General features: G+C 39.6%; 16 protein-coding genes and 1 pseudogene. 6 read left to right on the plus strand and 11 right to left on the minus strand.

All coding sequences use genetic code 11. The features are described 5' to 3' along the window. Window positions 1-114: 114 nt before the first annotated feature. The 6 genes from NLX73_RS22845 to NLX73_RS22870 form a co-directional block, all read right to left on the minus strand. Window positions 115-834 (minus strand): DUF2326 domain-containing protein, encoded by a 720-nt coding sequence (locus NLX73_RS22845; protein WP_254327438.1) that lies wholly within the window; start codon window positions 832-834, stop codon window positions 115-117. 39 nt (window positions 835-873) lie between these two features. Beyond that, window positions 874-1230, minus strand: coding sequence for a hypothetical protein (locus NLX73_RS22850; RefSeq protein ID WP_254327439.1), 357 nt, complete (start codon window positions 1228-1230; stop codon window positions 874-876). A 410-nt stretch (window positions 1231-1640) separates the two neighbouring features. Continuing rightward, a complete protein-coding gene (locus NLX73_RS22855) occupies window positions 1641-1892 on the minus strand; it encodes a hypothetical protein (RefSeq protein WP_250261422.1) in 252 nt (83 codons plus the stop codon). 5 nt (window positions 1893-1897) lie between these two features. Beyond that, window positions 1898-3100, minus strand: a complete 1203-nt coding sequence (locus NLX73_RS22860; RefSeq protein WP_254327440.1) for a WXG100 family type VII secretion target — start codon at window positions 3098-3100, stop codon at window positions 1898-1900. A 210-nt stretch (window positions 3101-3310) separates the two neighbouring features. Continuing rightward, window positions 3311-3583 (minus strand): DUF6809 family protein, encoded by a 273-nt coding sequence (locus tag NLX73_RS22865; protein ID WP_069291877.1) that lies wholly within the window; start codon window positions 3581-3583, stop codon window positions 3311-3313. 357 nt (window positions 3584-3940) lie between these two features. Continuing rightward, the gene (locus NLX73_RS22870; RefSeq protein ID WP_254327441.1) at window positions 3941-5146 is read right to left on the minus strand and encodes an MFS transporter; all 1206 of its coding nucleotides are present in this window, start codon (window positions 5144-5146) and stop codon (window positions 3941-3943) included. A 188-nt stretch (window positions 5147-5334) separates the two neighbouring features. Here NLX73_RS22870 and NLX73_RS22875 point away from each other — a divergent pair, with 188 nt between their 5' ends. Beyond that, complete coding sequence (locus NLX73_RS22875; RefSeq protein WP_254327442.1) at window positions 5335-5937, plus strand: TetR/AcrR family transcriptional regulator; 603 nt, start codon at window positions 5335-5337, stop codon at window positions 5935-5937. A gap of 139 nt (window positions 5938-6076) precedes the next feature. On the opposite strand, the gene mle is transcribed toward NLX73_RS22875, so the two are convergent. Together mle and NLX73_RS22885 are read right to left on the minus strand one after the other, a co-directional pair. Continuing rightward, the gene (gene mle, locus NLX73_RS22880) at window positions 6077-6919 is read right to left on the minus strand and encodes an alpha/beta fold macrolide esterase (protein WP_254327443.1); all 843 of its coding nucleotides are present in this window, start codon (window positions 6917-6919) and stop codon (window positions 6077-6079) included. A gap of 106 nt (window positions 6920-7025) precedes the next feature. Then, window positions 7026-7123, minus strand: a pseudogene (locus NLX73_RS22885) (3-methyl-2-oxobutanoate hydroxymethyltransferase); the annotation flags it as partial. Window positions 7124-7490: 367 nt separating this feature from the next. Between NLX73_RS22885 and NLX73_RS22890 the strand changes: the two are divergent. The 4 genes from NLX73_RS22890 to NLX73_RS22905 are packed head-to-tail and all read left to right on the plus strand — an operon-like array spanning window position 7491 to window position 11484. Beyond that, window positions 7491-8921: a spore germination protein gene (locus tag NLX73_RS22890; protein ID WP_254327444.1), complete on the plus strand. Its 1431-nt coding sequence runs from the start codon at window positions 7491-7493 to the stop codon at window positions 8919-8921. A gap of 14 nt (window positions 8922-8935) precedes the next feature. After that, window positions 8936-10144 carry a Ger(x)C family spore germination protein gene (locus NLX73_RS22895; protein WP_302055532.1) on the plus strand — a complete coding sequence of 403 codons (1209 nt, stop codon included), beginning with the start codon at window positions 8936-8938 and terminating at the stop codon, window positions 10142-10144. Window positions 10145-10149: 5 nt separating this feature from the next. Next, window positions 10150-10377, plus strand: coding sequence for a hypothetical protein (locus NLX73_RS22900; RefSeq protein ID WP_254327445.1), 228 nt, complete (start codon window positions 10150-10152; stop codon window positions 10375-10377). A gap of 12 nt (window positions 10378-10389) precedes the next feature. After that, window positions 10390-11484: a GerAB/ArcD/ProY family transporter gene (locus tag NLX73_RS22905; RefSeq protein WP_254327446.1), complete on the plus strand. Its 1095-nt coding sequence runs from the start codon at window positions 10390-10392 to the stop codon at window positions 11482-11484. 54 nt (window positions 11485-11538) lie between these two features. Here the strand turns inward: NLX73_RS22905 and NLX73_RS22910 are convergent, their stop codons facing one another. Both NLX73_RS22910 and NLX73_RS22915 read right to left on the minus strand, forming a co-directional pair. Beyond that, the gene (locus tag NLX73_RS22910; RefSeq protein WP_254327447.1) at window positions 11539-12231 is read right to left on the minus strand and encodes a pseudouridine synthase; all 693 of its coding nucleotides are present in this window, start codon (window positions 12229-12231) and stop codon (window positions 11539-11541) included. A gap of 114 nt (window positions 12232-12345) precedes the next feature. Beyond that, the gene (locus tag NLX73_RS22915; RefSeq protein ID WP_013310240.1) at window positions 12346-12543 is read right to left on the minus strand and encodes a DUF3934 family protein; all 198 of its coding nucleotides are present in this window, start codon (window positions 12541-12543) and stop codon (window positions 12346-12348) included. 179 nt (window positions 12544-12722) lie between these two features. Here NLX73_RS22915 and NLX73_RS22920 point away from each other — a divergent pair, with 179 nt between their 5' ends. Beyond that, window positions 12723-13151, plus strand: a complete 429-nt coding sequence (locus tag NLX73_RS22920) for a VOC family protein (RefSeq protein ID WP_061830173.1) — start codon at window positions 12723-12725, stop codon at window positions 13149-13151. A 101-nt stretch (window positions 13152-13252) separates the two neighbouring features. On the opposite strand, the gene NLX73_RS22925 is transcribed toward NLX73_RS22920, so the two are convergent. Further along, window positions 13253-13624 (minus strand): winged helix-turn-helix transcriptional regulator, encoded by a 372-nt coding sequence (locus NLX73_RS22925; protein ID WP_165179698.1) that lies wholly within the window; start codon window positions 13622-13624, stop codon window positions 13253-13255. Window positions 13625-13642 lie beyond the last annotated feature (18 nt).

Here is a 13642-nt window from a genome sequence, read left to right on the forward strand (position 1 = left end):
ACCTTATGGTAATAGTGATGAGAGGCGTATTTCTGCTAGTTACTCAAATGATTTGAGTTGTTATTAGCATACTAAACATCTACTTTGAATAGATTTCATAGCTAAATATTACTATTACGCCCTCCAATCTTTATCAAATAAAAGCTTATCCTTTGAAAGTTGGATTACAGAATGTGTAATCAAAATTTCTTGTGTAGTACTTGAATATTTATTTAATTCATCAATTGAAATGAATGTTTGTTTTCGTTGCTCATCATATAATTCAATAATATTGTCAACCACACTATTTTCAACATTTTTGAATAGTACTGAATCATATATCAAAATAGGTAGTGGTGTTAAGTCAAATATACATATATCTAAAATGAATAAATTTGTATATGCTTTCCCAGTTCCAGTATTATCAAAAACCTTATACTCATAGTCCTTTTCAAACAAAGTCAGTTCAGGTGCTCTCCGTTTTTCTGTATGAATTTTCTCATTAATAGAAATAATCTTTTTGTTAATCCGATCCATGACTGTTGACAATGACTGTTGTTTACTTTTACTAAGAACTGTTTCAGTACTAATAATTTCTTTTTGCAGTCTATTAGATTCTACAAAAAATTTATTTTCCAGCTCAATATTAGATACTTTACCAGATAACTCAAATAGTTTTTCAAATAAATAATTGTTATGTCTGCTATTTTCCACTAAATCATCTATTTTTATATCAATTATGTTTAACTCGTTATTGAATGCTTCTAGATTCTTCGATGCATCTTTTCTGGCTTGCAATAACTCTTGACTAAGTATTTTAGTAATACCATTATGAAATGAATCTATATTCTCCAATCTTTCAATATTTACATTTGGAAAATATGCTAAAAGAAGTTAAAAATTATTCGAATTAACCTTATTTTTAATACTTCTGTTGATTCTTTCTAGCCTTGACTTATAGTAATCTCTTTCTTTTAAAAATGCTTTTTTTTGACTTTGAAGCTGAAAAACTTCATCAGATAAAGCTTCAGACAATTTGACAGTTGTATTAACAATATCCTCTTTTAATTTAGAAATCTCTAATTCAATTTTATCTTTTTCTATAATATTTTTTTCAAATTTTTTGGGGGTTATTTTAGGAATATAATCGAATTTCTTTGCCTTTTTATAGCCCAGGCATCGAGCCCTTTGTTGTGCTGCTCTGTCAAAATAAAAATGTGTTTGAATGATTTGAATCTTGTATAGGCTCAATCTCAGAAAATAACTTAGTATCTTTATTCAATTGGATTTTCTCTCATGAATTCTTTTTTGGACCTTATCTATACACAACCACAGTCTCATCATACTGTTCTTTATAAAGTAAAATAAATGCTTCCATTCTCAAAATCCCCTTTACGTACTCCCCTTAATATTATTGATTGTTAACATAATCTGAATTAGATGCAATTTCCTTAACTAGAATTCATTTACAATATCTTCGATTTCATTAGCAAACTTTCTCATCTATAAAGAAAGCCTTCTGTCTACACGTATTCCCAAGCCTCGTACTGCACCTCTTGTAATAAAAAAAGTAACTCCTAATGTGAGAGCTACTTTAAAAAACTAAAATGGCATCGCCATTTGTTTCTACGATTCTTGTAAAGATAGTTTATATATTTCACTTACGATTCAATAGTAGTTTTTTCTACGAAGTTTCCATTCTCTTTAATAATCATTCTTGCCAACCTTCGTCCCGCTCTCTTAAAGAAAAATTCGTCAGCATAATTCTCTGAAACTATCGGTGAAATTTGATTTATAACCTCATTTTTTTTGTCATATTCTATTTTCCCCATCACATCTTCACTCGGTCCATAACTATATACAACTCTTTCCTCATCTTCGTAATCTTTTAACATGATTATATATACGGCCATTATTCTCACTCCTCATAAATCTTTTCCCAATTCCATGGTCTTCCAGATTCTATAGTTTTATCATGTGCTGTTCTGTAATTCGTATGGAATATGCCTTCAAATCTCGATTCAAAAAGCTCATGATGTAGTAATTGTACATCAGAATCCACATACTTCCCATCCATTAATCTCTCCCACGCTTGTGATAACTCAAAGTCTGGGTCAAATCTCCCGATTCCATGATCTTTAATGTGGGTATCGTTAAAAACATGGTCTTTGATTCTTTGAATTCTATTTTCTGAAAAACCAGTATTTTTAGAAATGGCTTCCACGTCTTGATTTCCTAAATTCCTAAATTTTTCATACAACTCTTCTGCAATAGCTTCTTCTCTAAAAAATTGCTCTGGAGAAATATTACGGGCACCAGTTTCAGCATAATTAAAATCGTCTGATTTTATATTAGAAGAGCGCTGTTCGCTTTCTTTTAAAATATTGGCTTTACTCTGATTCGATTCAAACTTTACAGACCCTTCCAAAATATTTTTGGGCTTAATCAGCGCTTTAGTTGTCGTAGAACCTATCATCAAACCAGCTGTACCAATCAAATTTGCCATATGTTCTTTTGACCATGCATTTGTGGGATTAAATGCTCCCTGAATCATGCCCGATACTCCAAATGTACCGAAATTGAGCATGTCATTCCATGAATCATTTTGTTTAGCTGCCCGTTCCATGTACCCTTGATACATTCCCTTCGGAATGCCGTACGACATATAATCTAGGAAACTCCAGACTGAATCAAATTTTTTCTCATATCGTTCTGAATTAGCTGCTACAAAATCCTGACCAAGCTCCGTTAAGCTATCCGCCGATTTCTGGAGCGCATTTCGTGTATCTGCAACAGGAACTGCGCAAGTATTCGGTGGAGGCGGCAAGCAACCTGGGTCTAGATTCCCGTCCTCCACCATATCTGCTAATCTAAACTTATTTGCATGCTGCCGTAGTTCTCTAGCAATCGAATCTGTTAGTGTAACAAAGTCAGCCATATTCTTCTGAGATGTTTGGAATCTATAATAGAATTGCTCCTTTGTTATCCCCTCCCAAAATCGTTCCATAAACGAAATTTGCTGCGATAACTGACTATTCATTTGCATCGCCGTTTGCTGCGCAAGCTCAAATTTCTTAGAGACAGTTATAAGTTGTTCAGGTGTCACTTTAATTGTTGTCATAATTTACCTCGGTTGAGTTCATTAAGACATGATAACATTATTCAAATTTATGGAAAACCATCTTTATTACTAATTGTTATATGAATTAGAAGACTTAATCCCTACGACCTATGACTTATATATTATTAGACGTTGATGCCCCTTAATCATATTATAAAGCCTTTTAACTATACATTTTTTTAACTTTAAAGTAGTAGGATCTATCTTAATTTAAATAATTTTTCTATCAAATATTTCAACCATCGTCAAAGCACCAGCTTTGTATCCAGAAATATAATCTGAGGCGGATAATATAGAAAACAAAACATCATTTAAATCGGATAGTTCTTCAATTAATTCGTAATCTTGTTCCGACAATCTTGCTTTTAGTGCTTTCATAGAAGCGGATATTTTCTGATGGACTAGTTCAAGCTCAGGGTTTTTAGGTTTGGTTCGTTCGCTTGGGTACCATTTTCCGTAATATAAATCCTCTAAGATACTCATATTCATCTTCTCCTTTTTGATATAGATAAGGTTTTGAGTTCGAACACAGAGTGCATTTTGTTCCTCAAAACAAGGATATCTCAGAAAAAAATCAATACTGATTTTTAGCGAATATTTCACTAAGGTAATTGAGGACTAATGCCGAGTATCTGAAATGTGACCAGAGGATTTACACCCATTCTGAACGCAGTGAAAAAGAATCACGTCCACATCGAGGATAATACTGTATGGATGGCCGGATTCGGTCCGGTTGCCTGAGTAAGTGCTGGACGAAGTCAGGACTTCATATCTTCTACTCATTAACGTTAGAAGTCATAACAAGCTAATTTTTTTCAAAAAGCCTCACTAATTACCAGATTACTGTGGAGGGAACGAATACTTTTTGCCACCCCAAGCCACGAGAAGCGCAAGGAATAAGAGTATGAATAATGCCCATGAAAATGATCCCGCACCAAAGGTTTCAAGCAAAATACCCCCAGTCATCCCGCCGCCAGCGATAGCCAGATTCCATACGGTCGTGTTAATCGGCATCACCATATCCACTTTGCTCTCCCCTGCAGCCTGAGCAAGCGCCGTTTGCAATAGCGTTGCTGCGCCGCCGAAAGTTAAACCCCATACCGTAACAATGATATAGATTATAAGGACATTGGAGTTGCTAAAGCTCATGGCAATAGAAATTAAGACGAAGGAAATAAGACTAATAAGGACAAGCTTACGCAGCCAACGGTCGATGAATACGCCAGTTATCCATATACCTACAAGAGCAGCAATGCCAAAGAAAGCCAGCGCCAGACCCACTCTCTCCCCTATCCCATTGGCCGCAAGAAATGAAGCAATATAAGTGTAAAGAATATTATGTGCTGTCATCCAGGTCAGTACAACCAATAGTATGGGCCGAATCCCCGGTGTAAGGAAGACTGCATAGATCGAAGCTTGCTTATCGGAGGACTGTCCCGGATAGTCAGGCACCTTCCAAAGCACCCACGCGATCAGTATAACAGTCAGTAGCGACATGATTCCAAAAACAGAACGCCAACCCATCAGGTTCCCCAGAAACGTTCCCGCCGGGACACCAATAGCCAAGGCGATGGGCGTTCCAACCATGGCAACCGCCATCCCCCTCCCCTTCAATGTAGCAGAGACCATGCGGAGAGCGTAACCGCCGATCATCCCCCATAGAACTCCAGCCGAAACTCCTGCCAGCAGACGGGCAGCCAGCGTCAGTATGTAGCTGGAGGAAATTGCGGTGACACTGTTAAAAACCAGAAACCCGCAGATAGCCAGAAGTAACAGCGGACGCCTCCGCCATTGGCGGGTAACTATAGCTACAGGGATGGCAGCCACTAAAGAACCGATGGCATAGACAGTGACCAGTTGGCCAGCCATTGCCTCTGAAATATAAAGTCCCTTGCTTATTTGCGGAAGCAAACCAGCCGGAATCGTTTCCGTCATAATACAGATGAATCCTGTCATAGCCAAAGCGAGCAGGCCAAGCCAGGGAAAGCGCTCAGATGAGACGGAAGAAGCAATCTTTACAGTAGTAGAAGAATTATTGCTGGACATTAGCGCAGCTCCTTAATATCGATTTCAAAACAAGTTCAAGCGAAAAATCAAGCACATATACCAATGATTTGCCCTCCTTTTATTTCAATTATGGATCAATCATTCCATATTTTAAAGATGCCTCTCAGTCTTGTCAATTACTTTTGGATCGATTAGTATATAAGTACAAGATAAAAGGAGGCGACTCCATGGTTAGAACCGGAAGACCACGTAAATTCAGTCGCGACGAAGCGATCTCCCAAGCTATGATGTTGTTTTGGGAGCATGGATTTGAATCAACCTCTTTGGCTCAGCTCAAAAAGGCGATGGGCGGCATCTCCTCAGCCAGCTTTTATGCAGCTTTTGAATCAAAAGACGCATTATTCAAAGAAGCGCTGGACCAGTATTTGGCTACATACGGACAAGTATCGACAAGCCTTACAAACTATTCACTTTCATCGCGCACAGCTATTGAATTAGCCTTAAGATGTTCAGCAATCATGCAGACTGAGCAGACCCATCCCTTGGGTTGTTTAGTCATATTCTCTGCAAATACTTGTTCGCCGGAAAACACTCATATTCGAGAACTATTGACCAGGCAAAGAGCAGTGACTAGGAACAAGTTCCATGCTCGTATTGAGCGAGCTACCAAGAACGGAGAACTTCAAGAATCCACAAATGTTAGCATGTTAACCACACTATTCGTTACCTTTCTAGAAGGTATATCTACGGAAGCCAGAGATGGTGTGCCCCTAGACAACATTGATGCAGCCATAACCAAATTGATGGAGCTTTGGGATACTTGTGCCTGAGACTGGCTCAGTTTTCATGAAATAAGGGCATACAAATAGAAAAGGCAATCCTCCTAAAAAAGGAGATTGCCTTTTTATTCAGTAAGATTGCTTCTCTCAAAAACGGCTTTATTCAGCCTATCCTACACATCAGTTTGACTTAATTGGGTATCGAAGTGTGATTTGAAATAGAATCGATTATTAAATCCCAATCGTCGTAGTGAAGTTCATGTCCAGTTCCTTCCAATGTAAGTAAAACCGCACCCGGAATTTCGTTAGCAAGATTTATTCCGTGTTCATAAGGGATAATCGGATCTTCAGTACCGTGTATAACCAGAGCAGGGACGGTTATTTCCCTTGTCCTAGCCAGATAGGATTCTCCACCTGACAGCATTGCGTGATTGTTCATGCTGGCTATATTGTTGCTTCTTTTCCATTCTTCTTTTACTAATTTATAAACTTTTTTCTCATCGAAAGCGTGTTTTGAACCTACTAGAATTCTTGATCTACCTATCACAAAATCGACCACCGATTGTTCGTTCGTCCAATCTATTGCTCCCATATTCGAGAAATAGTCCATAACCTTTTCCTCCATCGGTGGAAGATCGGGAGCAAAATTGGACGTTGATACGAGGGTAACGGTTAGAACTCTGCCTGGATGTCGCAGAGCTATCATTTGAGTCAGCATGCCGCCCATGGACATGCCCACAATATGCGCTTGCTCAATCTTATACGCATCCAATACTCGAATAGCATCATCTGCCATGTCTTCGAAAGTATAGTCCGGTTGCCCAGGTTCATAGGTTGTAGAACGTCCAACATCTCGGTTATCATAGCGAACGACAAAGCGACCTGTCTCTGCTAAACGCTGGCAGAATTCTTCCTCCCACCAGACCAGTGAGGATTGAGCCCCCATAATCAGTAATATTGCCGGGTTAACTTGCTTTCCAAAACTGTCAGTAAAAATTACTATTCCATCGCTTTTTATCAGTTGTTCGTTCATGTAGAATTCCTCCCCTCAATGATATATAAAACAAAAAAACACAGAATATTAGTCTATGTTTACAGTAATCGAAAAATAATTTAGAAATGAATGCGAATTATCTTCATCACTTACCTCCATAAAGTACTTTCAGTTCCTCTTCCTTCATCGTAAATGTATGTTTTTCTTCAGGAAACGTTTATTCTTCACATCAGCAGTATAAGCTTGAATGGACTCTAATATAAACGGATTCAATGCCCTCCTCCTCAATTTAAATGGGACATATATTCAAATGCTGTTGTTCCATATACACTTCTACTAGTCCTGACTAGGCCCAGCTATGGAATTTAGAGTTTTTCGTAGTCAAACGGATGTTTTAAGCACACAATTGGTTTCTTTCACGCTGTTTGCTATATCAAAATTTCCCTTATCCAAGAGTTTCTTGTTGTCCGCAGCTGTCTTTTAAAAATTACTTAGCCCGAATCCTCCACCATTAAGATGTCATTGACCTTACCGACAACAAACGCAATTATGGATTATTGTGGTATTATTTCGGATTATTGTTAATACTACGTATCTGAGGAGGGTGAAAATGAAGTTACATACCAAATTTTCAAGACAATTATGCCGGAATATCGATCTCATTTGTGACTTCATGGGAAACAGTTCGGATTTTATTGTTCGTGAAATCACAGCTGGCCATAAACACGCCGCACTTTTTTATTTGGACGGAATGACTGACATGCAAAAGGTACAGGACAATGTGATCCGTCCGTTGCATGATCGTGTCTCCTCTGACGAGATCACTTTACCATTATTGAAAAACGCAATTTTGGACATTGGTGAAGCAAGCTTTACTCAAAACTTTGAAGATGCTTTGGAACAGATCCTCTCAGGTGGTCTTCTCCTACTCCTGGACGATATGGATGAAGGATTGATCATTTCTTTGCCTGGATGGGAAGAACGCAGCATTACAGATTCGAAGTCACAGCCTGTGGTCAGAGGTCCGCAAGAGTCGTTTACAGAAACTTTACGTACGAATACGACTATGGTTCGTCGAAGGGTGAAGGATACAAGAGTACGTCTAACTACCATAAAAGTTGGCGAAAAAACCAAGACCGATATATCGGTCATGTATTTACATGGGGTCGCTGACCCAAAAAAGGTGCAGGACATGATATCCAAGTTAAAGAACATGCATGTAGAAGGCGTGCTTGAAAGCGAATATTTGGAAGAATGTCTCCATGAAGATAAACAACTCACGATATTTCCTATCTTTTATAATTCTGATCGCCCAGACTCTATTGCAGCAGGAATTATGGAGGGGAAAATTGCGATATTTGTGGATGGATCTCCCTTCGCCATCCTTGCACCTGCGGTGTTTGTAGATTTTCTTCAATCCGCAGAAGATTATTATCAATCCTTTATTTACAGTAGTATCATTCGAATATTAAGGTACATATGCCTGGCAATCTGTATGTTGGCTCCGGCCATTTATGTCGCATTAACGACATTCCATCAGGATATGATTCCAACAGTTTTGTTATTAAGCTTATCCGCGCAACGTGAAGGAGTTCCGTTTCCAGCATTTATTGAGGCGATGATCATGGAAGTGGTTTTTGAAATTCTGAGGGAGGCAGGTCTTCGTATGCCACGGACGGTCGGTCAAGCCGTTTCTATTGTCGGGTCAATAGTGATCGGCCAGGCTGCTGTAGAAGCAAACATCGTTTCGGCTGTTATGGTCATTGTTGTTGCAATAACTGCCATTTCGAGCTTTGTCATTCCCTCGTACACCTTTGCCATTCCAATCCGGATATTACGTTTCGCTTTCATAGGCATAGCCGCTATGTTTGGTGTGTACGGATTGACTGTTGGTATTCTCATGCTCTTTGTGCATCTCAATGGGCTTCATTCATTCGGTGTACCGTATTTAAGCCCCTTTGCCAATTACAAATCGTCTGAGCAGAGGGACGCCATATTGCGTTTTCCATATAGAACTAACAAAAAACATCGCAAAAACTAAAGGAGTAGACCATCATGAACTCGTATCGATCCACCATTTTATTACTGATTATGTCCATCTGGCTAATGGTGTTTCTTACGGGTTGCTGGAACAGTAAGGAATTGAGTGCAATTTCCGTCGTGATGGCTCTGGGCATTGATGCAGTTGATGACCAATATGAAGTCAGTTTACAAGTGGTTGACCCATCGCAAATGTCTCAGAATTCCCCCATGGAACGGACGCCAACGATCGTTTTTTCCAAACGCGCCGATACCATATTTGAAGCTATTCGAAAATTAACAACGGAATCGTCCCGAAAAATGTATATGTCTCACTTAAAGTTTGTCATTTTTGATGAAAAAACGGCAAAAAAAGGAATCAAGGAGCCGCTGGACTTTCTGTTCCGTGATCATGAAGTTCGGCCTGATTTCTATTTGGCCGTTGTCAGAGGAAACACGGCAAAGGAGGCCGTTACTTTTGTAGCTCCAACCGAGGTCTTGCCTGCTATGGATATGTATAAGGCATTAAGGCTTTCTGAAAAAGCATGGGCTCCAACTTCCGCGGTTAATGTGAAAGATATTTTACATAATTTCACAGATGATGGCATTGAACCGGTTCTCACCGGTATTCGACTGACAAACCTAGAAAAAGGTCTAACTATTGATAATGTGACAAAGTCGCCCCAACATGTTAAATATTTTTTTACTGGAATTGGTGTTTTCAAGGGCGACCGACTTATCAATTGGATGGATGATTCACAAAGTAAAGCCTTTACCTATATATCCAATCGTGTTTCCAGCACCGTTGCTTCCATCGATTGTCCGAATTCCAAAGGAAAATTTGTTGTTGAAGTAATCCGTTCCAAAGTAAAGATGCGTCCAAAAATAATAGACCATGAGCCGCACATTTCTCTTATTGTGGATACAGAATCCAATATCGGAACGGTCTCGTGCAATGCCAACCTTAAGAATGAAGAGACATTTAGAGATCTTCAAGAATCAGCTAAAGAGCATCTGGAACAGTCTTTGAAGGAAGGCATTTCGTACGCACAACAAATCGGTTCCGATATATTCGGGTTTGGAGAAGCTTTTCACCGCAAGTTCCCACGTGAATGGCATAAATGGAAAGCGGATTGGCCACAAAAATTTCAAACGCTTAAAGTGGATATTCAGCTCAATTATCGTTTAGTCCGGTTCGGAGACATTACCAGTCCAATCGATATGGGAATACACAATCAGGAGTGAATGCAATGCTTTATGTGATTCTCGTAACTTCCATTTTAACATCTTTGTATGAGTTTAAAAAATTCAAGGAGAAACAATATGTGCGTGAAATTGTATTCAGCTCGATATTGTTGATTATAGGCGTTATATTGATTATCCTACGGATCGCCAACATTAAACTGCCGACTCCACTGACGGTCATTCAAATCCTATTCCAACCAATAAGTCGGTTACTTACAGAAATGTTATCTTAAGGGGGCATTGGAATGAATTCCAATTTGACGGTTCGACAAGCTATTTTGTGGTTTGCATTGTATCAAATAGGAAGCGCATATCTGGTGCTCCCAGCGGTAATTACCGCTGTCGCTAAACAAGATGCCTGGCTCTCCATCCCAGTCTCCTTAGGTTTCCATCTGTTATTGATACCTTTATATGCCTCCATCGCTAGGCAAATGCAGGGGAAATCTTTCGTAGAGCATCTCCGTTGCCTCTTCGGTCCCTTGGGCGGGACGATCAGCATCGTTTTCATTTTTTTCTTTCCCTTTCTTGTGTTCATTATGACACTTCGAAATCTGGGCGACTTTATCACGATAGCTATTATGCCGGAAACTCCCTCCGACGCGATATATTTTATCATGCTTATAGTCACTTATTTTGCCGTTCGATCAGGCCCTGCTGTAATTGGCCGTTGTGCGGAAATCCTATTTTTTTTCCTTCTGGTTCTGTATCTGTTGGTCAGGATTACCCTTCTTTCTGATACCACCATAGATAATGTGCTCCCTATTTTTGAGTATGGTTTGAACCCTATCGTTCTCGCTTCGTTCAATCTGTTTGCCTTTCCCTACCTTGAGGCAATTCTGTATCTTTTTTTTGCACAGTACATCCCCGATCCAAAAAAGTGGAGAAAGACAGTGATAACTTGTGCTTTGATTAGCGGCGGCATGTATTTTTTCATGGTTCTACAAATAATCGCCGTGATGAGTGAAGGTGTTGTATCTAATTTGACATTTCCTACTTTTTTTATTAACCGAACAATCAGTAACGGAGAGTTTCTTCAACGGTTTGAAATTTTCGTTGCAGTGTTCTGGTTTGTCACCATTTTTTTCCGACTCGCACTGCTTTTATATGTTTCAGCGCAAGGGCTTGCAGATGCTTTTCGTCTTCGAAGCGCTAACTCTCTCTTAGTTCCTCTGATCCTAATCGCATTGGCAATGGTTCATTCTATTTGGCCAAATATGCAATTTTTAATCAAGTTTTTTTCAGTATGGCCTTTTTACGCCATGATTTTCGGTATCGTGTTTCCTATTGTGCTATGGCTGGTGGGTAAGGTATCGTTGAATTTACGTAAAAAGTATCACTAACGTTGCGTTGGCTGTATGAACATACTGTTCTCAAATAAACTTTTGTTGTACTCATTATTGCAATTTAGCAAAAAGTAGCTCCAGTTCCTCCCTCTCAAGATGTCTCCATTGTCCAAGTTCCAGATGATCCAAGGTAATATTCATAATTCGAACACGTTCCAGCTTTAGCACCCTGTACCCCAAGGCCTTGCACATTCTGCGAATTTGCAAGTTCAGACCCTGCGTCAAAATAATGCGGAACTCGTATTCGCTCGTACGATCAACCTTGCACGGTTTGGTAATGACGTTCAATATTTCAACGCCACAAGACATGGCCTGCGTAAACTCGTTTGTAACAGGTTGGTCTACAGTCACTACATACTCCTTCTCATGACCATGTTCGGAACGCATCATTTGATTGACAATGCTTCCATCGTTGGTTAATAGAATGAGTCCCTCTGACGCTTTATCCAGCCTGCCGATGGCAAAAATCCGCGAAGGATAATTGACATAACTAATAATATTGCCAGCCACTTGCTCCGCTGCGGTACAAACAATGCCTATAGGCTTATTCAGAGCCAAATATACAGGTTCACTGGAATTAAGCGGAATAGCTTCTCCATCAATCAGCACGATATCCTTTGGCTCTACTTCCGCGCCCGCTTCACAAACATTTCCATTAATCGTAATTCGTCCTGCTGCAATCAGCCTGTTGGTTTCCCGACGTGAGCAAAATCCTGTCTCACTGATGTACTTGTTAATTCTCACGATTCACCTGCTTCTGATTATAATATGCGAGTTTAAGTAAAATAATTAAAAAACACCTGATTGTTCTTGCTTAATCAGATGTTCGACGTTTACGACAACTTATACTTTCCCGGCTTATTTGCTACTGTTGCCGCCGCTTTTATTCCTTGTTGGTTTGGCTGTGCCGCCTTTTGTGCCACCTGCCGCTTTGCTTCCCGGTGCGCTTGTAGAAGCGCTTTTTGTCCTTACTGGCTTCGCAGTTTTGTTCCAGCGTGTCCAGCCCTTACTACCTGTACCTCTGCCGGTTCCGCCGCCCTTGCTTTTTCCACCCATATGATCACTCCATTACTAGTCGTTCAGATTTAACTAAGCTATCATACCATTACTTTGATCATCATGCCCATTTCTTTTAAAAATTGAACATGTTAAGCCGCAAATACTTTCGCAAAGCGGATCTTGTTGTATTTTTGTTTGTTTGCAAGTAAATAATGATTCTTGAAGGAGTGAAACACATGTCTGTTGATGTTTATCTTAACTTTAATGGAAATTGTCGTGAAGCAGCGGAGTTTTACGCAGAGGCATTTGGGACTGAGAAACCACAAATCATGACGTTCGGTGAAGCACCACCCAACCCCGATTATCCTCTCCCTGAAGAAGCCAAAAATTTGGTCATGCATACGCGGCTTCAAATTGATGGTAGTAATGTCATGTTCTCAGACGTTTTTCCTGGTATGCCTTTCGTAGCCGGAAACAACATCAGCCTCGCTATCGTCAATAAAGACGAAGAGAAAATTCGATCGTACTTTCATAAGTTAAAAGAAGGAGGAACCGTAAGCATGGAACTTCAAGAAACATTCTGGAGTAAATGTTACGGTAGCCTTAAAGATAAGTTCGGAATTGAATGGCAATTAAGTTATGATAACGGAATGACCGACAGTTAGTCTGTTATATTACCCTGCGATAGTTAAGCCCTCGCAAGCCATTCTGATTGAATACTTTGTAAGGGCTTAATATCAGCTTAAAGTTACTCTATACAGCAGCCTTAGAATTCTTCCAAAACCTTGAATTTGTCTCCATGAATCTTATCCAGGTGATCCTCTCCCCAGTAGCATAAATGGTCTAGCGCGGGTTTTAATCCCCAGCCGTAGTCCGTTAACTCATACTCTACTTTAGGAGGGATTTCATTATAAACCTTTCGTGTAACGATCTCATCCTTTTCTAGGCTTCTGAGCTGAGTGGTCAGCATTTTTTGTGTAATGCCGGGTATTAACCGACGAAACTCAGACGTTCGTTTCCGTCCTGTCATCAGATGGTAGATAATTAAAGGCTTCCATTTCCCTCCCATCACCTCTAAAGCCGCTTCCACTCCAACTTGATACTTCTTTTGAACCCTATTTTTTGTCTGTTCAGTCATTTCTTAATCCTCCTTTAG

This window comes from Paenibacillus sp. CH40 (genome assembly GCF_024213605.1).
GTDB lineage: Bacteria > Bacillota > Bacilli > Paenibacillales > Paenibacillaceae > Paenibacillus > Paenibacillus polymyxa_B.